At 34.6% G+C, this 24,263-nt stretch carries 27 protein-coding genes, 1 pseudogene and 1 other annotated feature; of the genes and pseudogenes, 22 read left to right on the top strand and 6 right to left on the bottom strand.

The genetic code is table 11. The features are described 5' to 3' along the window. Window positions 1-280 precede the first annotated feature (280 nt). The 3 genes from P2Q73_RS10730 to lysS all read left to right on the top strand — a co-directional run bounded on the left by P2Q73_RS10730 (window position 281) and on the right by lysS (window position 3,566). Window positions 281-1,465, top strand: a complete 1,185-nt coding sequence (locus P2Q73_RS10730) for a GTP-binding protein (RefSeq protein WP_275786820.1) — start codon at window positions 281-283, stop codon at window positions 1,463-1,465. Between the two features lie 57 nt (window positions 1,466-1,522). After that, window positions 1,523-1,672 (top strand): 50S ribosomal protein L33, encoded by a 150-nt coding sequence (gene rpmG / locus P2Q73_RS10725; protein ID WP_053589536.1) that lies wholly within the window; start codon window positions 1,523-1,525, stop codon window positions 1,670-1,672. 80 nt (window positions 1,673-1,752) lie between these two features. Continuing rightward, window positions 1,753-2,018: a binding site (T-box leader), on the top strand. Window positions 2,019-2,105: 87 nt separating this feature from the next. Then, window positions 2,106-3,566, top strand: coding sequence for a lysine--tRNA ligase (gene lysS, locus P2Q73_RS10720; protein WP_056829888.1), 1,461 nt, complete (start codon window positions 2,106-2,108; stop codon window positions 3,564-3,566). 108 nt (window positions 3,567-3,674) lie between these two features. Here lysS and P2Q73_RS10715 read toward each other — a convergent pair whose 3' ends face one another. After that, window positions 3,675-3,944, bottom strand: coding sequence for a hypothetical protein (locus tag P2Q73_RS10715; RefSeq protein WP_056829890.1), 270 nt, complete (start codon window positions 3,942-3,944; stop codon window positions 3,675-3,677). Between the two features lie 387 nt (window positions 3,945-4,331). Between P2Q73_RS10715 and P2Q73_RS10710 the strand changes: the two genes are divergently transcribed. From P2Q73_RS10710 to P2Q73_RS10665, 10 genes are all read left to right on the top strand, one after another. Beyond that, on the top strand, window positions 4,332-4,463 hold the full coding sequence (locus P2Q73_RS10710) for a hypothetical protein (RefSeq protein WP_275786813.1): 132 nt from the start codon (window positions 4,332-4,334) through the stop codon (window positions 4,461-4,463). 88 nt (window positions 4,464-4,551) lie between these two features. Next, on the top strand, window positions 4,552-5,268 hold the full coding sequence (locus P2Q73_RS10705; RefSeq protein WP_056829892.1) for an SDR family oxidoreductase: 717 nt from the start codon (window positions 4,552-4,554) through the stop codon (window positions 5,266-5,268). A 213-nt stretch (window positions 5,269-5,481) separates the two neighbouring features. Then, the gene (locus P2Q73_RS10700) at window positions 5,482-6,126 is read left to right on the top strand and encodes an alpha/beta fold hydrolase (RefSeq protein WP_275786808.1); all 645 of its coding nucleotides are present in this window, start codon (window positions 5,482-5,484) and stop codon (window positions 6,124-6,126) included. A 546-nt stretch (window positions 6,127-6,672) separates the two neighbouring features. Then, on the top strand, window positions 6,673-8,025 hold the full coding sequence (locus tag P2Q73_RS10695) for a TRAP transporter large permease subunit (protein WP_275786807.1): 1,353 nt from the start codon (window positions 6,673-6,675) through the stop codon (window positions 8,023-8,025). A gap of 23 nt (window positions 8,026-8,048) precedes the next feature. Next, window positions 8,049-8,306 (top strand): hypothetical protein, encoded by a 258-nt coding sequence (locus P2Q73_RS10690; protein WP_275786804.1) that lies wholly within the window; start codon window positions 8,049-8,051, stop codon window positions 8,304-8,306. A 37-nt stretch (window positions 8,307-8,343) separates the two neighbouring features. Further along, window positions 8,344-9,018, top strand: coding sequence for a FadR/GntR family transcriptional regulator (locus P2Q73_RS10685; protein WP_275786801.1), 675 nt, complete (start codon window positions 8,344-8,346; stop codon window positions 9,016-9,018). A gap of 24 nt (window positions 9,019-9,042) precedes the next feature. Further along, a complete protein-coding gene (locus tag P2Q73_RS10680; protein WP_275786798.1) occupies window positions 9,043-9,729 on the top strand; it encodes an RraA family protein in 687 nt (228 codons plus the stop codon). A gap of 17 nt (window positions 9,730-9,746) precedes the next feature. Then, window positions 9,747-10,793: an Ldh family oxidoreductase gene (locus P2Q73_RS10675; protein ID WP_275786796.1), complete on the top strand. Its 1,047-nt coding sequence runs from the start codon at window positions 9,747-9,749 to the stop codon at window positions 10,791-10,793. 162 nt (window positions 10,794-10,955) lie between these two features. Further along, on the top strand, window positions 10,956-11,900 hold the full coding sequence (locus P2Q73_RS10670) for an HpcH/HpaI aldolase/citrate lyase family protein (RefSeq protein WP_275786793.1): 945 nt from the start codon (window positions 10,956-10,958) through the stop codon (window positions 11,898-11,900). Window positions 11,901-11,905: 5 nt separating this feature from the next. Further along, on the top strand, window positions 11,906-13,117 hold the full coding sequence (locus P2Q73_RS10665) for a CaiB/BaiF CoA transferase family protein (RefSeq protein WP_275786790.1): 1,212 nt from the start codon (window positions 11,906-11,908) through the stop codon (window positions 13,115-13,117). Between the two features lie 205 nt (window positions 13,118-13,322). Here the strand turns inward: P2Q73_RS10665 and P2Q73_RS10660 are convergent, their stop codons facing one another. Further along, window positions 13,323-13,661 carry a hypothetical protein gene (locus P2Q73_RS10660; protein ID WP_275786788.1) on the bottom strand — a complete coding sequence of 113 codons (339 nt, stop codon included), beginning with the start codon at window positions 13,659-13,661 and terminating at the stop codon, window positions 13,323-13,325. Between the two features lie 402 nt (window positions 13,662-14,063). Here P2Q73_RS10660 and P2Q73_RS10655 point away from each other — a divergent pair, with 402 nt between their 5' ends. After that, window positions 14,064-14,225 (top strand): hypothetical protein, encoded by a 162-nt coding sequence (locus P2Q73_RS10655; RefSeq protein WP_345798837.1) that lies wholly within the window; start codon window positions 14,064-14,066, stop codon window positions 14,223-14,225. A 229-nt stretch (window positions 14,226-14,454) separates the two neighbouring features. On the opposite strand, the gene P2Q73_RS10650 is transcribed toward P2Q73_RS10655, so the two are convergent. Together P2Q73_RS10650 and P2Q73_RS10645 are read right to left on the bottom strand one after the other, a co-directional pair. Beyond that, window positions 14,455-14,739: a hypothetical protein gene (locus tag P2Q73_RS10650; protein WP_053589529.1), complete on the bottom strand. Its 285-nt coding sequence runs from the start codon at window positions 14,737-14,739 to the stop codon at window positions 14,455-14,457. Window positions 14,740-15,060: 321 nt separating this feature from the next. Further along, window positions 15,061-15,933: an LppY/LpqO family protein gene (locus P2Q73_RS10645; protein ID WP_275787467.1), complete on the bottom strand. Its 873-nt coding sequence runs from the start codon at window positions 15,931-15,933 to the stop codon at window positions 15,061-15,063. 510 nt (window positions 15,934-16,443) lie between these two features. Here P2Q73_RS10645 and P2Q73_RS10640 point away from each other — a divergent pair. Beyond that, window positions 16,444-16,719, top strand: a complete 276-nt coding sequence (locus P2Q73_RS10640; RefSeq protein ID WP_053589527.1) for a hypothetical protein — start codon at window positions 16,444-16,446, stop codon at window positions 16,717-16,719. 265 nt (window positions 16,720-16,984) lie between these two features. Then, window positions 16,985-18,031: pseudogene (locus tag P2Q73_RS10635) on the top strand (excinuclease ABC subunit UvrA); the annotation flags it as partial. A gap of 149 nt (window positions 18,032-18,180) precedes the next feature. Here the strand turns inward: P2Q73_RS10635 and P2Q73_RS10630 are convergent. Next, a complete protein-coding gene (locus tag P2Q73_RS10630) occupies window positions 18,181-18,456 on the bottom strand; it encodes a hypothetical protein (protein ID WP_053589526.1) in 276 nt (91 codons plus the stop codon). A 375-nt stretch (window positions 18,457-18,831) separates the two neighbouring features. Between P2Q73_RS10630 and P2Q73_RS10625 the strand changes: the two genes are divergently transcribed. From P2Q73_RS10625 to P2Q73_RS10600, 6 genes are all read left to right on the top strand, one after another. After that, window positions 18,832-19,176: an ArsR/SmtB family transcription factor gene (locus tag P2Q73_RS10625; protein WP_275786782.1), complete on the top strand. Its 345-nt coding sequence runs from the start codon at window positions 18,832-18,834 to the stop codon at window positions 19,174-19,176. Window positions 19,177-19,190: 14 nt separating this feature from the next. After that, window positions 19,191-20,486: an arsenic transporter gene (locus tag P2Q73_RS10620; protein ID WP_275786779.1), complete on the top strand. Its 1,296-nt coding sequence runs from the start codon at window positions 19,191-19,193 to the stop codon at window positions 20,484-20,486. An 88-nt stretch (window positions 20,487-20,574) separates the two neighbouring features. Further along, complete coding sequence (gene arsC, locus P2Q73_RS10615) at window positions 20,575-20,994, top strand: arsenate reductase (thioredoxin) (protein WP_275786777.1); 420 nt, start codon at window positions 20,575-20,577, stop codon at window positions 20,992-20,994. Between the two features lie 122 nt (window positions 20,995-21,116). Beyond that, entirely contained in the window at window positions 21,117-21,797 is a 681-nt protein-coding gene (locus P2Q73_RS10610; RefSeq protein ID WP_275786773.1) for a hypothetical protein, read from the top strand. A 217-nt stretch (window positions 21,798-22,014) separates the two neighbouring features. Continuing rightward, window positions 22,015-23,052 carry a serine hydrolase domain-containing protein gene (locus P2Q73_RS10605; protein WP_275786770.1) on the top strand — a complete coding sequence of 346 codons (1,038 nt, stop codon included), beginning with the start codon at window positions 22,015-22,017 and terminating at the stop codon, window positions 23,050-23,052. 22 nt (window positions 23,053-23,074) lie between these two features. Continuing rightward, window positions 23,075-23,344 carry an N-acetyltransferase gene (locus tag P2Q73_RS10600; RefSeq protein ID WP_275786767.1) on the top strand — a complete coding sequence of 90 codons (270 nt, stop codon included), beginning with the start codon at window positions 23,075-23,077 and terminating at the stop codon, window positions 23,342-23,344. Between the two features lie 380 nt (window positions 23,345-23,724). On the opposite strand, the gene P2Q73_RS10595 is transcribed toward P2Q73_RS10600, so the two are convergent. Next, window positions 23,725-24,234 carry a GNAT family N-acetyltransferase gene (locus tag P2Q73_RS10595; RefSeq protein WP_275786765.1) on the bottom strand — a complete coding sequence of 170 codons (510 nt, stop codon included), beginning with the start codon at window positions 24,232-24,234 and terminating at the stop codon, window positions 23,725-23,727. Window positions 24,235-24,263 lie beyond the last annotated feature (29 nt).

The raw sequence follows: 24,263 nt of genomic DNA, 5'->3' as shown, positions 1-24,263 counted from the left end.
TAAAAGTTACAATCCATATTGTTCGAAGCCGAATAATTTGTTTAACTTTGGAAATCTCATTTTCCCCTTTTAAACTTTTTAGATAACATATGAAAATTTGATTTTGAATATGTCCTAGTAAATGTAGTGATTTAGTTTTTCTAATTTGGAAAAGTAGTACTTGACTGGTTTACAACTTCGAATAAATAAAAAATATACATTAGTATTGCACATTAATTAAATAAATTGTATTATATAAATCGTAACCATTACGATTTAAAAAGAATGAAGGAGGAAATGTATGAATAAAAAGATACCGGTCACCGTTTTAAGCGGTTATCTAGGAGCAGGAAAAACTACAGTACTGAACTACTTATTGGCAAATAAGGATGGAAAGAAAATAGCTGTAATAGTAAATGACATGAGTGAGATTAACATTGATTCTCAACTTATCCAGAACGGGGGTTTTTCACGAACTAAAGAAACATTAGTCGAACTAACAAATGGTTGTATCTGTTGTACACTTCGTGAAGATTTGATTATGGAAGTCGAGAAGCTCGCTAAAAATGGGAATATCGATTATTTAGTTATTGAATCGACCGGTATTTCTGAACCTATACCTGTAGCACAAACATTTACATACATTGATGAAGAAGTTGGTATTGATTTATCTAAATTTTGTACGTTAGATGCCATGATAACTGTGGTAGATGCCTTCCGTTTTTGGAGTGATTATGAAAGTGGAGAATCGCTTCTTGAACGGAAACAAACAGACGATGTTCAAGACATTCGGGATGTTTCGGATCTATTGATTGATCAAATTGAATTTGCAAATATTTTATTGATAAGTAAAACAGATTTAGTCACACCTGAATATTTGCAAGCATTTAAATCCTTTTTAAAAAAATTAAATCCTGAAGCAGCTATTGTTCCAATGATAAATGGGGCAGTTCCCCCGGAGGAAATTTTGGACAAAAGACTTTTTGACTTCGAGAAAGCAAGCCAAGGTGCTGGATGGATTAAAGAATTAAATGATGAACATATCCCGGAGACTGAGGAATATGGAATAACATCTTTTGTATATAGAAGAAAACGCCCATTCCACCCAGAACGTTGGTACGATTGGTTGAAAGCTTTTCCTCAAGAAATTGTTCGGTCCAAAGGATTCTTCTGGTTAGCAACTCGTAATAATATGTCAGGTATACTATCCCAAGCTGGATCTTCAATCCAAATTCAGGGTGCTGGTAATTGGGTAGCATCTCTCTCGAAAGATGAACAACAAATGATATTACAAGAAGACTATTCTTTGACATCTAGATGGGATGACATTCATGGAGACCGACTGACAGAAATGGTATGGATTGGGCTTGAGATGGATAGATATGAAATTGAAACCGGTCTTGATTCATGTTTATTAACAGATGAGGAAATGGTTAGTGACTGGACAAAACTATCGGATCCACTTCCTCCGTTTAGTTCAAATTGAACTATTATTTGACACATAGCATTTCCGAAATTGGTACGCAAATTAGGAGGAAGATCAATGAGGTTAAAAATCACCCTTGCTTGTACAGAGACTGGTGACCGCAATTACATTACGAAGAAGAACAAACGTAATAACCCAGAACGTATAGAGCTGAAAAAATATTGTCCTCGATTACGTAAAGTGACTTTGCATAGAGAAACAAAGTAATAAACATTAAAGATATATTGACTAAACTAAATATATCGATTAATATTATTTCTATTATTAAAATTATTAAAAAATATAGGAAAATAGCGATGAAGAGAAGAGTAATTATGATTAATTATTTCCAGAGAGCTCCTATTGGTGAGAAGGAGTATTAATTATCCTAGTGAAAAAAGGCTCGGAGCTTCGCACGGATCTAAGACATAATCTTAGTGATAATGCGACGGGATCTCCCGTTATAGAGATAGGGTATAATCAATGTGTTAATTGCCGTACCCGAAAAGGTTGATATGGTGACATATCAATAAACTGGGGTGGTACCACGAAGCTAATAACTCTCGTCCTCAAGATTAATAATCTTGGGGGTGGGGGTTTTTTTGTTGTTTATAAATACAGTAATTACATGTGACAATATAAAAAGTATGGAGTGATTAAAATGAGTAATGAAGAAACAATACGAAGAATAGAGAAAATAAGGTTGCTTAAATCTCAGGGAATAACAGTATATCCTGAAAGATATGATACAAATTATGAACTTATTGAAGCGAAAATGCTGGAAGATGGAACTTCTGGAGTACAAGTTGCTGGAAGAATAACAGGTATTAGAAACTTTAATCATTTAAGTTTTATAACTATATCCAACATATACGGAGGTTTACAACTACTATTGAAAAAAGAGGAAGTTGGTGAACCTACTTATAATCAATTTCATCATTTATTGGATATTGGAGATTTTATCGGAGTTACAGGAATTATGTACACAACTAAAACAAATGAGAAAACACTACGTATTGAAAGTTATAAGTTTCTAGGGAAGGCATTGCATTCTCTTCCGGAAAAATGGCATGGATTAAACGATATTGAGTTAAGGTATAGGCAACGCTACTTAGATTTAATAATGACAAAAGATACGCAAAATCGTTTACTAGCTAGAACAAGTTTGGTTCGATCTATTAGGAGATTCTTTGAAGAACAGAATTTCTTAGAAGTTGAAACTCCTATATTACAACATACTTCATCTGGTGCAATAGCAAAACCTTTTAAGACCTTTCATCATTCTTTGGATACGGAACTGAACTTGCGAATTGCACCAGAAACTTATTTGAAGAGATTAATTGTTGGAGGCTTTACAAAAGTATTTGAATTTGCAAAGTGCTTTAGGAATGAAGGAATCAGTCCTCAACATCTTCAAGAATTTACAATGGTTGAAGGATATGCAGCTTATTGGAATTATGAAGATACGATGAAATTAATGCGTGAAATGGTTCTGTTTGTTCTTGAAAATACATTTAATACAACTTCCATTATGATGCGAGGTCAAAAAATTGATTTTTCATTAGAGTGGGATATTGTATCTTTTAGAGATTTAATATTAAAGGACACAGGAATTGACATAGATCTTTATCCAGATGTTAAAGATTTATACATGGAAACGAAGAGAAAAAATATTCAAATAGAACATTCGGATATTCAATCTTTAGGTAGAGGTAACTTCATAGATCTGCTTTATAAGAAAATAAGTAGACCTCAAATTGTAAAACCAACTTTTTTAATTCAACATCCAATTGACTTATCACCATTAGCAAGAGCTAATGACAATAATTATTCGCTAACAGATCGTTTTCAATTAGTAGTAAACGGTTCAGAAATTATTAATGCATATTCAGAGCTAGTTGACCCGTTAGAGCAAAGAAGAAGGCTAGAAGAACAAGCTCTCCTTAAAAGTAATGGTGATTTGGAAGCTATGGAGATGGATGAAGAGTATTTAACAGCTATGGAATATGGAATGCCTCCAATTTCAGGTTGGGGATTTGGTATTGAACGATTATTAATGGTTCTAACTGATAGTGAAACGATAAAAGATTGTGTTTTCTTTCCATTAACTAAAAAGCTTTAAGACAATTGCTATTCCTTTCTCAGTAAAAAGATTTTAAAGACAAAAGCATTAATCCAATGGGGATTAATGCTTTTCTATATGTTTGTGCTTATATAGGAGAGTATACAATTATTTATGAAAATAAGGGTTTACATTGTTTACTTGTTTTTTTAGTTTTTCTAATTCAGAGCTTAAATAGTCAATCTGTTTTTGCATACTTTTATTATCACTGTTATCACTTTTATTGTTTTCTGCTTGACGCTCTTCTTCTATTGCAAGCACTGCTGATATAGTTGAAAGAAGATCACCAAACGTTGACACTACTCCGGCAATAACAGCGAGTTTTGCTGATTCACTGACGGATTGGAGGTTTTCGTTATTATCTTGATTAAATACCAAATAGTTGCCCTCCAGTTATATAATGATCACTAAATTATTGTATGCAAATCCTTAACTAATAGTGAAATGTATTTGGATAAAGGATATGAAATTTGATATATCTTTTCATTAAAAAAAGACACTCCCAATGGAGATATCTTTTAATAAATATAAAAGTATAAAGGTAAAAATATTCTACGAGACTGCCGAATTTGTAAATGGCAGTCTTAACGAGGTATGTCTTAAAGATTTTGCTTTAGCTACAGGAGCAGCTTTAACAGGGGAAGGCATGATAGTAAACCATACAAATAGGTAAAACCAAAGCCTTGGACTTTTGATGAGCTTACTGAACTAATATCTGAGATCTCAAGTAAACGAGTTGCACATAGAAAAGGTTCATTTAATGATATGAAGGATTATCTTAGCAGTGTTGGACTACCTGCTCCAGTCGCTGAAATTATTGCAGGGATTTACCAAGCAGTAGCCGAAGGGGAAACAGAAAAAATTTCTTATGATTTAACAAATATTATTGTTCAATAAACGCCATTAAAATAACTGGTACAACAAGCATTAAAAGCATAACGTATAGAAGTAATTAATAATATGGATGAATGGGGAGGTCTTTTCTATGTCATTTCAAGGAAAACGTGTAGTAGTTGTTGGTGGTACTTCTGGTATTGGATTGGCGACTGCCAAAGCGTTTCTCGATCAATCTGCTCAAGTAGTAGTTGCGGGTCGTTCTACTTCTAAATTAGCCGAAGCAAAAAACAACTTGGGTAAAGGTGTGGAGGGGTATGAATTAGATTTTCGTAGTAATGAAAGTATTGCCGCTTTCTTTAAGAAGGTAGGAAATTTTGATCATTTAGTAATCACTGCAGGTGAGGGAACTATGGGTCTATTTAAAGAGCTGCCAGTGGAAACCGCGAAAGAAGCTTTTAACAGTAAGTTCTGGGGTCAATATGCTACAGCCCATGCAGCACTGCCTTACTTAAATGAAGCGAGTACTATTACGTTTACATCAGGTGTATATGGTCAACGTCCACCACAAGGTGCATCGACGTTTGCTGCAATAAACTCAGCAGTTGAAGGATTAGTTCGCGGGCTTGCTATTGAACTGTCGCCAATGCGAGTAAATGTTGTAGCTCCTGGAACTGTAAATACTCCAATTTACGCCGGTATGCCAGATGACCAACGTGAAGGGATGTTTAATAGGATCGCTGAGCAGCTCCCTGTAAAACGAATCGCTCAACCAGAAGATATTGCTCAGTCTTACGTTTATTTGGCAAAAAACGGATTTACAACTGGATCTGTGGTCGCAATTGATGGTGGGGCACGTTTAGTATAAAAAAATTGAGAAGACATTTCTTTTAAGGAATGTCTTTTTTATTTTGTTAGGACCTATTGATGCTTTCCATACTTGGCATGAAGAAAAATTTTTGCTAGAGGCTACTCTAAATTTTAAACCTCTGTAGTATTAGTTAAGAAGGAAATAACAAAATTCAACGAGAATATATTACTAAACCCATTGTTAAATAAGACAAACTGAGTGAGGTGTAATTTGAAAATAGAGAAATATAAAATAGAGACATTAAAAGGAAAGTTACAATATAGTATTAGCGGAAACGGTAAACCAAATATTGTACTGATTAATGGTGGCTCTGGACCAATAGAAGCTTGGATGAAAATACTACCAGAAATTTCGAAAACATCCGCTGTATTTTCTTATAATCGTTTTGGTATTGGTGGAAGTGATAAACCGAAAGAACCTCAAGATGGACTGGCGATTGTAAAAACTCTCCATGAAGCACTTAAATTAGTAGGATTTGATCCACCACTCTTATTAGTTGGACATTCATTAGGTGGATTATATGCAAATTTATATGCGCGACTTTATCCGAACGATGTAGCTGGAATAGTCTTTATAGAATCAAGTCATCCGAAGGATCTAAGTTTAAATGAATTTCAGGGTAAGGCAATTAAAACAATAAACAAATTGCTTTCAATGTTTGATTCCTTGTCCTCTTATAAACAATACAATGAAGTTAATTTTGTAAAAGATACTGTAATTCAAATACAACAAAATGATACTTTTCCTGAAATACCTGTATATGTTATTACAGTTGGTAAGGAAAACCGAATGATACCAAAGGAAGTTCAAAGAAAAAATAGTAGAACATCAATTGGAATATCTTTCACTATCTAAAAATAGCAAACATATAGTTGCTGTTAATAGCGGTCATTTTCCACAATTATCTGAGCCAAGAGTCGTTATAAATACTATAAAAGATTGTGCAAACCAATTAATTACTACAAACAATAAAGTGGAGGTGAATATATTGTGAATAAAGAAAACGTAAATAAAATTGGAGGAGAAATTCGACTAATCATCTATAATTACCTGACGGGTTACTATAGTTTTGAATGTAAACCGAAATAAATGTTTATTATTGATTGAAATAAAATAAAAGCTGATTGTAAAACCATACACCGATATTTAGGAAATACTTATATCTACAAACTGAGTCTGCATTTTTAATGCGGGCTTTTTATAAATAGATGACTAATTATAACTGTACAAAATATTCCGAATATAAAAAATAGATTGACAAACTTTATTTGTTATTTTAACCTATTGGTAGATCCAGTTATCCAATTTTGGGGATAGGATTTCTGTGATCTGTAGGATTACTTAAGTTAGAGCTAATGTAATTCATATCGAGATGTAAAAAATTATAAATGGGGTGTATGTATGGGTATTGGGTTTATTGCGTTAATTGTTTTTATTGCACTAATTATTTTTTGGTCTGCTGTTTTAAAAAGAAATATTGGAGAGGCAATGATTGTCGGCTTTATTGTAACCGCTTTATTTGGTGGGGCAGATGCTCCAAGATTGATTTGGGAAGGGGTAATATTTGGGGCCACAAACGAAGTTCTATTTGCTGCCATGGCATTTGTATTTATGGCTTACGTTATTGATAAAACACTAATCATTAACAAGTTAGTTGAGATTTTAAATTCTTTATTGGGTCGTATACCAGGAGGAGCTGCACACGTTTCCACTTTCGGATCTGCTTTGATGGGTATGATTTCAGGTTCTGGATCTGGTAATACCGCTAGTGTGGGTTCAATTACTATTCCATGGATGATACGTTCTAACTGGAAAAAAGAACAGGCTGCAACAATAGCTGCAGGTAATGCTGGTTTAGGAACTATTTTTCCTCCGAGTGGTTCGATGTTTATCTTACTAGGATTTGCTCCGATAGCTGCAGTGGTATCAGAAGGGCAGTTATACATAGCGATGCTTGTCGCAGGAACTTATCAAGTTGTTTATCGAATACTATTAATCTCATGGTTTGTTTATCGAAACAAAATTAAAGCGCTTCCAATGGACTTTATTCAACCGCTTAAACAATCCTTCCGTGTTGGGTGGACATCCCTTTTTATTTTCTTAGGGATTATTATTCCGGTTCTTATTACCATTGGACCGCTTGCGGAGTCGTTTATAGCGAATCCTAACATTGGTGCTGATGCAATGGATGAAATATCACTAATTGTGTGGGTTCCAATTCTTATTATATTTATCAGTCTATTAGTAGGGTTTGCAAAGTTGCCAAAAAGCGGTTCAGATTGGTCAAATTTCTTGAAGAATTCTATACCTGGTTTCTCTGTTACCGGAGTTCTTTTATTATTTGCATTTGCTGCAAGTGAAGTATTAAATCAATTAGGTCTAGCTGAAGATTTAACTGCAATCATGGAAACTTTAAATCTTGCTCCATGGTTAATCGTTTTATTGGTAGGTATTTTAGTAGTACTAGTGGCTGGTCCTTTATCATCGACAGCAACTCTTACAGCTGTAGGATTAGTTTCGTTTTCTGCTCTTGTATCAGCTGGAGTTAATCCAGTTATAGCAGTAATAGCGCTATTAATGTTCTCATCAACTGAAGGGGCATCACCACCTTCTTCTGCACCTATATTCATAGCATCGGGTATAGCGGGAGCGGAGCCACAGAAGACTTTTGTTCCACTAATTGTATATTATGTTATTCCAATATTTATCCTTGGATATTTGATGGCAATGGGAGTATTACCAATCCCGGTATAAAAACTAGAAAGTAGGTTGTGAAAATGAAAAAGATATTAGAGTCGCTTTTTATTGTTTTTTTAGTATTATTTATATTAAGCGGAGCCTTATTGGTAATTGGCCAACTGTTTGGTTTAATCACACAAAGTGGTAAAACTATTCTATTTAGTCACAATACACTTGCAGACGTTGCCTTTATATTAAGTGCCATTACAAGTGTGATTGCGTATATCTGGAACATGGTATACAACAAAAAACCAAAAAACAATGAGGAAACAGAACCGCTAAACGAAACTTCTTGACAGAAAAGTCGGGAGTTTACAAGGTGGAGTGAACCGAATGGAACATCAAAAAATAAAACCAAAAAGATTATACGAGCAAGTCATTGAGCAAATTGAAAAACAATATAAATTAGGGAATTTGAAATTAGGAGATATGCTTCCTTCAGAAAGAGAGCTTTCGAAAGAACTTGGGGTAAGCCGAGGGACTTTAAGAGATGCATTTCGCATTTTAGAGTCCCAAGGTGTTATTGAAACTCGTCCTGGTGGAGGGAGATATTTTCGAAATAATTTCTTATCTAATCCTAGTGCGGATAAATCAATCATTGATGAACTAAGAAAAGCTGCTCGTATCGACTTAGTAGAAGCACGTGAAATTTTTGAACTTGGAATGATAGAACTGGTATGTGAAAGAGCAACAGATGAAGACTTAAAAAGACTAGAAGAAATCGCAATGATGTCTAAAGAAGATAGTACTAATACAGATAAATATATTCCATTTAATATTGCACTAGCAGAATGCAGCAAAAACATAGCGATTATTAACTTTATGAAATTACACATTGAAATCTTGAATCAAACGATAGAATTAAGTTTTCGGGAAACTGAAAACTTTAAAAATGCACAGCGTGAGCATTTAGAAATTTTGGAAGCAATCAAAGCTAGAGATGTTGCTTTGGCTAAGGAAAGAGTAATCGAACATTTACATCAAATTAAGAAACGTTCTAATAAGTAAAATAGAAAGCGTGGGGTTATTTTTATGATAGAAACAAATAAACCGACTTTATTACCTGACTATATTATCGAAAGAGCATCAAAACTCAACTCCACACTTCTAAGTGATGCAATGGGATGTACTGGCGGAATGGATTATCAAATCAAACCTGTTACTTCAAAAATGAAGGTCGTGGGTACTGCAGTTACATTAACAATGAGACCAACCGATAATCTTTTTTTGCATAAAGCAATTTACGATGGTAGCGAAGGCTATGTTCTTGTAGCTGATGGGAAGGGTGATACAACCCACGCATACATGGGCGAATTAATGGCTAGAGCTGCCAAAGCAGTAGGACTAGAAGGTATCGTAATTGATGGAGCTATAAGAGACCGGGAAGAACTTGAAAATTTAGGTTTACCTATATTCTCAAAAGGATTTGTCCCTAATGGCCCATTAAAAGATGGTCCAGGCACTATGAACACATCTGTGACTTGTGGAGGGATAATCGTAAATCCGGGGGATCTAATCGTAGGGGATGCAGATGGAGTAACGGTTGTTCCAAGAGATCAAATCGAAGAGGTTTTTATCAAGGCTGAAAAGAAATTTGAATACGAGAAAAAACGGATCGAGGCAATTAACGATTTTGAAGAAAAAAGAAAGCGTGGAGAGATTCCAAATTCGTTGGCACCAGACTGGCTCGATGAGAAACTTAAGAAGTTTGGCTATTAAAAGGAGGTAATAAGGCAATGAAAATGGTTTCTCATGTAAGTAAAATAGATTTAGAGAATTTTGTTGCTAACGTATTTCAAGCTGCGGGTATCGAGCAAAAGCACAGTGAGATTGTTGCAAAGCATCTTGTTCTAGCAAATTTAAGAGGTGTAGACTCTCATGGTGTTACTCGAGTAAATAACTATATACAACGATTGGAAAGTGGAGTTGTTAACAAAAATCATGAAATGACAATCATAAAAGAGACAGCATCCAGTGCTCTAATTGATGGGGCAAATGAGTTAGGTATCATAGTAGCAACAGAAGGGATACGTATTGCAGTAGAAAAGGCAAAAGAAGTCGGGATAAGTGTAGTGGGAATCAAAAATTCTAATCACTGTGGAATGCTAGCTGATTATACTAACTATGCAGTCGAAAATGACTGTATTGCATTTGCCACAACCAATGCTCCTTCTAATATGGCTCCATGGGGGGGAAAGGACCGTTATTTCGGAACAAATCCTATTTCATACGGCGTTCCAGGTGGATCAGCGGGAAATATCATATTTGACATGGCAACGAGTGTCGTCGCTAGAGGTAAAATAAAACTTGCTGTAAAAAATAATCAAGACATTCCTCTTGGATGGGCACTTACAAAAGAGGGGGAATCAACAACGGATGCTAATGCGGCAATGGATGGTATTGTTCTTCCGGTAGGGGGACCAAAAGGTTATGGCCTTGCATTTTTTGCTGAAGTTTTATCTGGCCTGTTTACAGGAGCAGGATTTGCTGCTAATCTTGGACGCCCAGAGGATTTAACTACTCCTCAAAATGTAGGACAATTTTTCTTTGTTATGCGTGCCGATCTGTTTGAAGAATTGGATACTTTTAAACAACGCATGGAGTTAATGGCAGAAGAAATTAAGCAAGTACCACTTGCTAAGGGATTTGAGAAAATTTTTCTGCCAGGTGAACTCGAAGATATTAAGGCTAGGGAAAATGAGCAAAATGGAATTCCTTTAACTTCAGAAGTTTTGATGGAATTGCGCATGGTTGGCGAGCGATACGGGGTCAGTAGACTATAAGATAGATACATTGGTAAGCTGCAGAGTTTGAGGAGTCAAGAAGCAGAAAGATAGGGTTAAGTGCTTGTGCTGATTGCCTCCCCAACATACATAAATAATTGATACTTTAAAAGAATGAGTTTTTTAGTAAGTAAATTTTATACATAGAACAGGGGTGTAAAAATGGAAAACAAATATTTAGATAATTTAATTAGACGTTCCAGACTGATCATGCCTGCGAATAATAAAAAATTTATAGATAAAGCATATGCAAGAAATGCTGATGCCATCGTTCTAGATTTAGAAGACAGTGTGGCTGACTCCGAGAAAGTTGCAACACGAGAGCTTATAAAAGAATCGATTTCCATAGCGGGTAAGGGTGGCAGTGATGTTCTTGTAAGAGTCAACCATACAAATGAGCTATTGAATGGTGACGTAGAAGCAGCTGTTTGGCCTGGGCTAAGCGGTATTTATTTTCCTAAAGTAGAAAGCAAGCATCAAGTAATAGAAATGGATCAGCTAATTACTAAATTAGAGGAAAAACGGGGAATACCTGTAGGAACAATAACGATTGGGATATTGATTGAAAGTATTAAAGGGTATATGAATGTCCACGAAATTGCAAAGGCAAGTGAGCGTATTGATTCTTTAACGTTAGGAGCGGAGGACTTTGCTTTGGATACAGGTATGGAAGTATCACCTGATACCTTTGAAGCACTGCTAATCCCGAGAATGCAAATTTTGTTTGCCGCTCGGGAGAATGGTATTTTGCCACTAGGTTTAATGGGTAGTTTAACAACCTACAATGATTTGAATGGCTTTTTGGAAAGTGCCCAATTAGCTTATAAGCATGGGTTCCTTGGAGCAAGTTGCATACACCCTCAAAATGTAGAAGTATTGAACAAAGGATTTTCGCCGTCAGTCGAAGATGTGGACCATGCAAAAAGAGTGATAGATGTCTTCGAATTTGCTGCTTCAGAAGGTAAGGCAGCGACAAAATTAGATGGACAAATGATTGATACACCTCATTATGAAATAGCAAAACGCTTACTGAAGAGAAGTGTAGCAATAGAGAAATTTGAGCTTAAGAAAAAACAGGCAAGAGAAATGGTTATAAATGGGGGATAGATGTCATGACATCCAATGAAGGAAGACTACCTTTAGAAGGAATTAAAATACTAGATGCATCAACCATGTTGGCGGCACCATGGTCATGTACTTTTCTTGCGGATTATGGTGCAGAAGTGATTAAAGTGGAACATCCAGATTTCGGAGATCACGCACGAAATTATGGTTCTAAAAAAGATGGTATTCCACTTCTATGGAAAACACTGAATCGTAATAAGAAAACAATCACCCTTAACTTAAAAGAAGAAGAAGGTCAGCGATTGTTTAAAGAATTGGCAGCACAAGTCGATGTTGTGGTAGAAAACTTTAAACCGGGGACTTTTGAAAAGTGGAATTTAGGCTGGGATGTTTTATCTGAAGTAAATCCTTCGCTCATTATGTTAAGAACCACTGGATACGGTCAGACAGGACCTTATTCTACTCGTGGAGGATTTGGAACCGTTGCAGAGGCGATGAGTGGGTTTACCTCCCTAAATGGTGCAGCAGATGGTCCGCCTATATTGCCGGGAATTGCATTGGCTGATGGCGTAAGTGGTGTTTTTGGGGCATTATCTATCATGATTGCTCTTCATGAACGTATGATTAATCCTGAACATAAGGGTCAAGTAATTGATATTTCTCTTTATGAACCATTGATGAGGTTTTTAGAACCGCATTTAATGGCTTACAATCAACTAGGGAAAGTTGCGGAACGATTAGGGAATGGAAGCAATACAACAGCACCTAGAAATGCTTACCAAACAAAAGATGGAAGTTGGGTTGCATTATCTGCATCCACCCAAACAATTACCACCAATGTCTTTAAGGCAATTGGAAGAGCAGAGCTAATCGAAGATGATAAGTTCTCTACTAATGTAAATCGATTAAAACACGTAAATGAAATAGATGAAATATTAGGTAACTGGATAAAAGAACGTGATTTGGATGAAGTTGTTGATATACTGAGCGAGTCCGGTGCAGTAGTCGGGCCAATGTATGATGTGTCACAGTTATTTGAAGATCCTCACTATCAACATCGAGAGACGTTCATCAAGCTAGAAGATGAAGAATTAGGAGAAATAGAAGTTCCAAACGTAGTGGCGAAATTCTCTAGAACCCCAGGTAAAGTAAGATCTTCTGGTGCAACAAAAGGAAAGTATAATGAAGAGATTTATAAAGAAATGCTTGGTCTTTCGGATGAAAGATTAGAAGAGTTAAAAAAGTTGAATATTATTTAACAAAAAGCGAAGTGAAGATGATTTCATTCTATAAAAAGGTGAACCCCCGACCAGTATCAAAACTAATCGGGGGTTATTTGCCGTTATTTTAATTTATATGCTGCTAATACACTCACTAAAACTAATATTCCGGTAGCTGCAAAGAAAGTAGCAATACTCGTCAATTCGGTAAAAACACCTGCAATCTCCAGTCCGATTAGAGCGGTTAGTTACGAAACACTGCCGATAAAGCTAAACACTCTTCCAAGTAAATGGGGTTCAATTTCTGTCTGGATAAGTGCATAAAAAGTTGCTGAAAACCAATGGTCCGGAGAAGCCGATAAGCAAACTCATCACAATAAATACATAAAAGCCAGATGGAGTAGCCAAAGATTATTAACGTAAGCACCATTATGATGATGGAGATATCCATCGTTTTCACCTTATCAAAACGAACCCCCATGATACCAATAAGAGACCCTTCTAATATTAATCCAGTTGCAAATATAGCTTTGACTATACCTGCTTCCAGCACTTTAAGATAAAAAAATTGTACTCGATTCACCAAAAGACAGAGAGGAATATTGGAAAAGCATATTTCATATTCCCAAATAAACTATGTAAATTTATATGAATGCATAGATGTAATTTATCAAACTTGGTGCATTGAGAATTGTACTATCAATTAAAGAGAAGATAAGCTATATCTGTTATTAAAGAGCGGTCTGTTAATGAAAATTCCATATGTTCCAGGTGAGTTATACTTAAATTATCATTTAGATACAGGAAATATTGATTACAAAGATGGTTTTTACTATGGATACTTATGAAAGACTCTTAAAGTGTGCTGTTACAAATGAACTTAACCTTCGTGAAGTGATAGAAGTTGCAGTACAAGAAAAATCGCAATTATTTTATCAAACCGTAAAGTAGTTTATATATAAACTAGGAGGTAAACGTAAATAATATGAGGGTTATCAAAGTCGAGACTTTTAATCATACACATCAATTTATAGAGGAAAAAGGCGGAACCATAATGATTGATTCATTTGAGTATAAGTCACCTCTTCGTACAATTGGCGTATTTGCTGATAAATTTTTTTGGAGAAATATATGTCGAGGTTTATAACTAATCGAGCAAAAGAACTCAAAAGGGGTTCTGTAAATTTTATATAGTTGTTATTCCTAACGGGAGGTTCGTAAAAGAAAAACAAAGTTCAAATAGAGGATTTTGGTTTTCTTGTTCGAATAACTTCAGAGAAAATATTGAAACAGCAACGTGATTTATTTTTAAAATTGTGTTGGTCTCCTAATACAGTAATCCTAATAAAAATCATACCGATGGTTTGGTGTGATTTTTATAAATTATTGGCAGCGACAATCTTAGTAAAAGCACTTAATTGGGCCTTGCTGAATTCCACAACCTCTTCTAAACCTTCGGCATTGGGATGAATAAAGTTTTGGGTACCCAAATTTTGTCCCTCCGTATGTTTAAGGATGGCAACTACTAAATTTTCTTGCTTAGGGTCAACAATCGAGTATATTTCCCATACAACGCCAGCTATGTCCGCAACATTTTTAAAAACTAAATCAAACTCTACCTCTTGTAGAATTTTTTTTACTTGATAAATGTATAGCCCCATACCTTCTAACTCCATTCCTTTACATTTACTATATTATATTTGTCTTCAATTCATATTGTTAAATTTTTTTATAAAAGAAAAATTATTTGTATGAGTAAACCGATAGAGGTAGCAAAGTTCATACTCGTAAAACATTTTCGCATCAAAAAAATTAGCAAAGTAGGATGCTTCTTTATCTAATGGCGCTTAGTTACAGGTACTTTTTCATGGTTTAATTTACTGAATAATAAAACAAACCACTTCGGAGCCAATCATCTTTTACATCAAGCTGTGATGAGGCAATAAAAAAGGATCTCCCACTGGAAAATCCTAATGTCCTCATTATTTAGTATCGAAGGATACCTTCTTTGTAGTCAACACTTCTAAAGCATCTTTTACCTCTTTCGCAAATCGAATTGGTTTTTCAATTTTTACAAAATGGATATACATCAGCCTTGGATCCTCAAACAACCAATGATTATGAAAGCCGGTAACAATAATATCATGTTTCAGAAGCTCATCGATGAATGGGTTGATTTCCTCTTGCAGGATCACCGTTTCCCCACTGCAAAGAGCTCTGCCATCTGAAGATAACGATTCAAAGGCAAACATTTGTGGAATCAATAAAAATGACGTTCCTCGCCTTCCTAGAACTCGAGGCATAATATTTGTACGAGATTTCATCACAATACAAGCCCCACCTTCAAATGTATGCATGCTGCCATCTAAAATTCGATTGAACTCCTCACAAAGCTCTTCTCCCCGTCTATCCGATGTTCTTTGATTTCTTCGGGAACCTCCAATATTGCGAGTAGTTAAGACTTTTAAGGCACTTCTTACTTTTCTAGCAAAAGCTATAGGTTCATCAAGGGATTCAAAATGCATATACATCAATCGCGGATTTTCAAACAACCAGTGATTATGAAGGGCGGTTACAATGATTCCTTCTTCACGCAACCTCGCCATAAATGGATTCGCTTCTTCCTGGAGGAGGACAGTTTCACCAAGACACAATGCCTTTCCGTTTTCATCAAGGTTTTCAAAAGAAAATGCCTGAGGCACAAACATAAAGGAATCAGCTCTCCGGCCTAGTACAACCGGATGAATATTTGTCCGGGATCTTGTTGCAGTACAAACCCCATTAACGATAGAGGGAGCTGCCCCCAAAATTTCCGCAAATTTCTCACAAAGGTCGTCTGGACGAATATTGTTCATGTTATCCAATTGCAAACCATCTCCCAAATACAATTTTCTAGTTATTGTATTCTAGAAGTCAAATAAAGGGACTGGGTATATGCCCTAAAAGAAGTTTAAAATGTTCCAATTATAAATGCAGATGGTTGGAATTTTACCATATACTTTAATTGGCAAATGGAAGTAGGTGGGATCTAATGTTTAGGAAAATACGAATCCTTATCGCTGGGGATTCTTTTTTTTAGTTTTCTACCCAATAATAGTTTTGTCACGAGATTCACAATGATTCTCACAAAAATTGCAGAGGAATTAGTAGCGCCTTGTTATCTAATAATATTTAAATCTGCTTATCTATGTAAGACCGGATGGGTTAGTTAACTCCAAGTAGACTTAATTTTGGAGCAGTACAACCATAAGTATATTATTCTTGCCAGAGTACTAAAGTTCAAGGAGAGAACTTATGAATGAAAAGTTATTTAATATAATATATTAATTAAGAAAGATTAAATATAGAATCTATAGGAGGAAATTATGTTTTTTTTATTCTTTGTATTCTTTTGCATTAGTTCTATTATCTTTGGACCTATATTTTATTTTGTACCAACAGAAAAACAAAAGAGATACAATCTATTTTTCCTAGTAGTAATGATTTTTTCATTCTTAACTATTCTTGTAATAAGTCCTTTTATGCAAATAGAAGAAATACTTCTTCTTATGTTTTTATCTATACTAGTAGCTTCGGTTTCGAGCTCAGGATATTTATTTTCTAAAACAAACCCTGAAAATGAAACTAAGTTAACGACGTAGATAAGTCTAGAAGAGATAAAGACTAGAATCAGCAACAGACTTTCCAGAGTTATTTAGTTCTAGTTAATATAGTATCAGCTGCTAACTATACTTACCTCACGATGGCTTTTGCAAAAGAACATCGAGGTGCATAGGCAGCTCTTTTTTTTGACTACTATAAAAATAAATTTCTTCTTGAAAAAAATAAAAACATTTAAAAAGCCCCTGCTCAATCGTAAAAAAAGAGGAGAAAGTACATTAATAAGTCTATGGATTTCATTGAAATGTTTTAAAATTTTATCAGTTTTCAAAATTAGAATTCCTCTTTAATGAGATTAAAAATGAACTCGGTCAGGATATAAGTAAAAGTTATAATGACATGTCTGAAGCAGAAAGGCATACTTTTTTATACGGGTATTGGGAAAAGTCATTTTATGATAAAGAAGGCAAGACAAGAAGGACTTGGGAAGGCTAATTTAATCATTGGGCGTTATATATTTGTATCGAAATCGATTATTAAAGAGCATATAAAAGAATCCAAAGAGATGATTATATGTCCCGTTTGCGAAGGAACCGTATTAAACCACCATAAAAAGCTGAAATTTGACGACTCGGATATACGTGAGATTATTAACCAGCCACTTGATCAAGCAATGAAAACAGTCGGGAAGCAGCAACTAGAAAAATTAAAAGACATTGTCGGCGGTGATATGATTTTAAGCGAAGATGTGTCCTTATTACCGAGAGAAACTCAAGTCGCTCTGAAAATGCTTGAACTAGAGCTTGCATGCTTTGCTCACTATGAAATCGTTTTACAAAATGCCCTGCCATTCTGGGACATTAATAGCGGCAATATCGAAGCAATCAGCATTAATAATCGGATTACCATCTGTGATTTTGTCAATATCACAGAAACGAGAGAAACCATCATTGATAAGTATTTCACTAATGGAAAATACAAAAAACTAACATATGTTTATGAAGCATTTGGTTACAAAAAATTAGTTACCCAAATAAATAAAATTAAAAAAAGCCATCCATGTCCATTCTGCCAAGGAAAGAAAGTTATTTCAGAAGATAATCTGCTGATGGCGTCTTTAAATTAACAATTCCGTGTGTTAGTTGTTATGCAAGTGGCATCAATGATGAAGGGCGTAAAGAAATCGTCGAGGGCATAGACGTGCACACATGGCTAAATGGTAAAGTAAGTGATATTGTTTCACAAAGCTTAAATCTTGAGCCTGTTGCAGATCTACTTATTTTCAAGCGTATTCGTGAGTTAAATAAACAAGAAATGATGGCGATTTACCAGTTCTTAGAGCAAAATAATTAAACTAGATGTCAGCGAATAATTAAAAACTCATTTGCAAAAAAAAATTTGCAAATGAGTTTTTATGCTAAAAAGTGTTAATTGTATTCAATTTAAGACTATTACATAAGAAAAAGCCTTGAGGTTTTTAATTACCAAAGGCTTTTTGTATTTTAGTAAAGGGTAGGAGTAGGATAACAGGCAACAGCATCTATAAATCTTGGGTCAATTCCGTAGAATTGCCAGAAGGTACCGTTCCATCTATATCCAGATACTTCACCATATTCCACACGAGTTGGGTAGAACCAGTATTGGTCCCCATTTAAAAGCCATACATACGTGTTTTGATATAAACAGTCAATTATATAGGATACTGAAGGTTTTGGTGGTATGAAAGGTGGTGGAGGGGATTGTGGTGCCATTGTTCCCTCGGGCTGGAAAAATCCCATTGTGTTTCACTCCTTTAATTTTGATTCTCAACATTATATGTTGAAAAGAAGTAAAAGGATATTTAACTGGACATGTGAATAACAAAAGAGACTTAGAATAAGATTTTTTATAAGGAAGAGCCTTCAGAATGATTATATAGAGTTAATAGGTGAATCAAGAAACATGCCCATTTTTTCTAAAATAAAGGTAAGGCTGGGGAAATCAATCTTTAAGGATTAATCTCCCATAAGTGCTACCCATACAGGGCGCGACAGTCAATCTAATTGATAATGGTCCAAGTTCTGTTCGAAGTATAGTTGTAAATATAATATAAGCATATTATTATATAAGTAAATCGTTATATACTAATAATTACATGAAAAGGAGGTACTTTTATGGAAACATCAACAGTTGAAATAGAAAAGGCAGCAACAATATTAAAACTGTTAGGTGATAAAACAAGACTTACAATGCTTAAAATGCTTGATACTCATGATTATTGTGTATGTGAATTTGTTGAAATATTTAAGGTTAGTCAGCCTGCCATTAGTCAGCACGTACGGAAGTTAAAAGATGCTGGATTGGTACGGGAAACTAGAAGGGGTCAATGGATTATGTATTCATTGAACAAAGAAAGTGAAGTTTTTCCGTTGGTTCTAAGCTTAATTCATCATCTTCCAAACCAAGATTTTAAACTAAAAGAATTAGAAGCACAGGGATTACGTATCTCGTGTAATTAATGGAGGTTAGCACTTTGTCGCCAATTATTTTAGCTTCAATTATTTTCATAGTAACGCTTGTTTTCGTTATTTGGCAGCCAAAAGGTTTGAACATAGGTTGGTCTGCCTGTGGAGGAGCAGTTATTGCCTTATTAGTAGGTATTGTAGATTTTAATGATGTAATGGAAGTAGTAGACATCACTTGGAATGCAACATTATCCTTTATTGCAATAATCCTCATATCACTAATTTTAGACGAGATTGGATTATTTGAATGGGCAGCCTTACATATGGCAAGGGCTGCAAAAAGTAATGGTATTAAAATGTTCATTTATATAAGTATTTTAGGAGCAATTGTTGCTGCCTTTTTCGCCAATGATGGGGCAGCATTAATATTAACACCAATTGTACTAGCAATGGTTCGTAATTTGAATTTCAAAGAAAAAATAATTTTTCCATTCATCATGGCGAGTGGGTTTATAGCGGATACAACATCGCTACCATTCGTGGTTAGTAACCTAGTTAACATTGTATCAGCGGATTTCTTTGATATTGGCTTCGTGGAATATGCTTCGAGAATGATTATTCCTAACATATTTTCACTGATAGCAACTATTAGTGTTTTACTATTTTATTTTAGAAAAAGCATTCCAAGGACATATGATTTATCTAAACTACGAGAACCAAAAGAAGCAATTAAAGATATAAAAATGTTCCACCTTTCATGGTTTGTTCTTGCCATATTGGTTGTTGGTTACTTCAGTAGTGAATTCATCAACATTCCTGTTTCCATTGTAGCTGGAATTATTGCGATTTTCTTTATTATAATGGCAAGAAGAAGTAACGCTGTTGACACAAAAACTGTTATAAAAGGAGCTCCATGGAATATTGTGTTTTTTTCCATAGGTATGTATGTTGTCGTATACGGATTAGGAAATGCAGGACTAACGAATGCATTAGCTGGAGTAATTGAAGTGGCTGCAGAACAAGGGTTATTCGTGGCTACGATGTCAATGGGATTCATTGCTGCCTTCCTATCCTCCCTTATGAATAACATGCCAACCGTTATGATAGATGCTTTAGCAATTGCAGAAACAAATACTTCCGGAACTATTCGTGAAGCACTAATTTATGCCAATATCATTGGATCTGATTTAGGTCCAAAAATTACACCGATTGGTTCACTTGCAACATTAGTTTGGCTTCATGTTTTATCTCAAAAAGGCGTAAAAATCTCGTGGGGCACTTATTTTAAAACTGGAATTATCCTAACAATTCCAATCCTATTCCTTACACTTCTAGGTTTATATATTTCATTATTATTTTTCTAATGGAGAGGAATTGATTAACTATCTTTATACCGATAATAGCAAAACAGTAATTTAATTTAAAGAATAGTACAAAGGAGACTACTTAGAAATGACTAAAAAAACACTTTACTTTTTATGTACAGGAAATTCATGCAGAAGCCAAATGGCAGAAGGTTGGGGGAAAAAATATTTAGGTGATGAGTGGGAAGTTCTAAGTGCGGGTATTGAAGCACATGGCTTAAATCCGAATGCTGTTAAAGCGATGAATGAGATTGGAATTGATATTTCTGATCAAACTTCAGATATCATTGATATGGAAACATTAAATAATGCGGAGTTTGTAGTTACTCTTTGCGGGGATGCTGCTGATAAATGTCCAATGACACCACCTCATGTGAAAAGGGATCATTGGGGCTTTGACGACCCAGCTAAAGCTCAAGGAACTGATGAAGAAAAATGGGCTACCTTCCAACGAGTTCGTGATGAAATTGGAGAAAGAATCAAGCATTTTTCTGAAACCGGCAAATAATTTAACATTACCAAGAGAAAATTCTCTTGGTTCTCTTTTCACTAGAATCCAATATCTACTTAAACTAAAGAGGCAGGTTAGTTGAACCAACTTAGGGAACACTAAAATGAAGTGTTGAACTAATGAAAAGATACATCATTTTTATAATGGCATTTCTTCTTGTTGTTGTACCTAATAACGCAAAGGCAGAAATTGAAGGATATGATATTGTTGCAAAATCAAATAAAGAGAATATAACCTTATATGCTAAAAAAATGAATGATTTATATTATGATTTCAAATTAGATTTCAAGGGGGAGGTTTACTCTAGACCTTTTTGGATAAACGTAGCTAATAATTTTACTTATGCCCCACAAATATTTTACGAAGACATTAACAGAGATCAAAAGAAAGAGTTAATAGTCATTCTGAACCAAGGATATGGTACTGGTGTATTGCAGCAAGAAATATATGTTTATGGATATACGAACGGATTGATTGACATACTTGTTGATAACCCAATCACAATTATCAATAAAAATGTAAAAACAAAGTTAACTACTGAAATAGCTGAAATAAAAGTAGGTGACAAAGTATATAAGGTTAATATAAGACCTTTAGAAGTAAAACCTACCAACTTATTTCAAGACATTTCTTTTGGAAGTTCTATTGAGTATGAAGTAATAGACCAACTCCTTACTGCTACAATCTCAGCACAAATTTCTCCAGTTGGCTTTGTTGGTCAACTTGTAATTGTGTATGAATATCGTGACAAAATGTATCAAGCAAAATCAATTGAATTTCAACCTTCACCCGATTTATAAGTTATTCAACTAACGAATTCTTTTGTAAAACAAGACCATCATTTTCGATGGTCTATTTTTATGTGGAAAATATTAAGTAGATTGCAATCCAATATGAAATGTTACACTTCACCTAACGCAGTAGTATAGTTGAAGAAAAATTTATTTTACAAATAGTTATAATAGAACATATATTCGTGTTATAATTTATTTCATAATACTAACAAGGGGGATAATTGTGAAAATAAAGAACATTAACATTGAAGAACGAATGAAACATTATAATGTCCCAGGATTAAGTATTACATTGCTTGAGGGCTGTAAAATTAGTGGAACAGAAAATTATGGCTTATTAGAAGTGGAAAACAATAGACAAGTAAATGAAGAATCTAGTTTTAGTGCGTGTTCGATTAGTAAGTTCTTAACAGGGATGCTTGCTATGAAGTTAGTAGAGAAAGGACTTTTTAATTTAGATGTCGATGTAAATGAAAGTCTAGTATCGTGGAAAGTGCCAGTAAATGATTTTACTAAAAATAAAAAAGTTACATTGAGAAACTTACTAAGTCATCAATCTGGAATTAAAGACCCTGAAGGTAGTTTTTTTGAACTGAATTCCAATATAGGGATCCCTTCGATGGTTGAAATATTTGAGGGGGAAACTCCTTATTGTAAAGTTCCTATTGACGTGAAGTGCGAACCAGAGAGTGAATTCCACTACTCAGATGCAGGTTTTTGTATCATTCAGCAACTGATAGAAGATGTTACGGAAAAACCGTTTCATCAAGTTATAAATGAGCAAATATTTGAACCATTAGGAATGGCAAATAGCCAATTCCATACAACAATGTTAGAAGTGGATAGACAAAATTTTTCTTGTGGTCATAACAAAAACGGTGAATTAGTAGAGGGGAAATATCCTATATATCCTTATCCTGCAGCATCTGGTCTATGGACAACTTCTTTGGATTTAGCTGCATTAGTTCTAGAGCTAATGAATGCTGTAAAAGGTGAAAGCAAGGTAGGCATTTCGAAAAGTTTAGCAAAGGGGATGATAACCCCACAAAGAGGTAAAAGTTGGACTGGATTAGGAGTGTTTCTTGAGGGCTCTGAAAAAGAATTAGAAATTACCTCTCTCGGTTGGGGTGTGGGATTTCAATGTATGATGGTGGCGTTTCCGTATTTAGGGAAAGGTGCGGTCATAATGACGAATGCAGAATTGGGTGTTCATCAATTGGAAGGTATTATAGGAGAAATATATAAATCTCTTTTGTCTTAAAAAGCGGTAATGGTGGAGAAATATGCAGATAGCCTTAGCGAATCCAACTCATATATCTGAAGTTGTGTCGTTCTTTAACGAAAATTTAGACCGAAATAACAGCGCGGTTTATTCTGAAGAGTTTTTATGTCCTCTTGGAGTTATAGCAGCCATAAGAAGAAAGCAAATGATAGTGGCAATAGTAGAAGGTCAAGTAGTAGGGGCATTTCGGTTTTACCGAAAAAAAACACAAAAAAAATATCTTTATACCAATTTGCGATTAGTGAAATTTATCGCGGTCAAGGGTTATTAAAAAAGATGTTAAAACGATAAATGATGTACCTATCATTTCACTATGTCCGACTGATGCCTATTTAAATGATTATTATTTTAAATCAGGATGGTATTTACAAGAACAAAATGAGGAATTTAATATGTGGATTTTTAATGAATGAATACGGTTTTTCTTTATCTAATAGGTTGTTTAGTCATTATCATCTTCAACTTACGAATGCTTTAAAGTAACGGACAGGGAAAGTTATTACATTATCTTGATCATTTAATTTAAATTGCTAAGTGTTCTATTAGGAAGTTATTAAATTATAAAAAGAATCCATTTAAGTAACTCCATAATGGATTCTTTTCTTTTTATTCAGTAGTAATTCTTAAACTTTATTGGTGTGTGATAATAACTTAGTAATCTTCTTCTAATCCGACTAAATTGCTTCTTCTCTCTAATAATATATTATCTCTCCATTTACCATTTAATTTCCCTATTTTTTCTCGTATTCCTACTTCTCTAAAACCATTTTTCTTATGTAAATAAACGCTGCTATTATTTTCCCTAAAAATCGAAGCCTGTAAAGTCCAGTAACCTTGCTCTTCAGATATAGTAATCAATTTTTTCAAGAGGATATTACCAACACCTTTGCCTTGCGCATTAGGATGAACATAGACACTAACTTCGCCTACTCCTACATAAGCCAAACGATCTGAAATCGGTGTAATTTTGCACCAACCTAATAATTTTTTTTCGTCATGTGCAATTAGAATACATTCAGGATGAGCTTTTAAAACCCATTGTTCAAAAGTGGAGGGTGCTATGGTTTCAAATGTAGCTAAACCTGTGGAAATCCCAGCTTCATAAATATATTTAATTTCATCCCAATCATCCTTTTTAGCATTTCTAACCAAAATAGTCATGTCAGATTCCCCCAATATAAAAATAAAAA

It is taken from the genome of Bacillus sp. Cr_A10 (assembly GCF_029222665.1).
In the GTDB taxonomy this organism is placed as follows: domain Bacteria; phylum Bacillota; class Bacilli; order Bacillales_A; family Planococcaceae; genus Psychrobacillus.
The sequence above is the reverse complement of the archived record's forward strand: the minus strand, read 5'-3'. Positions and strand labels throughout refer to the sequence as shown.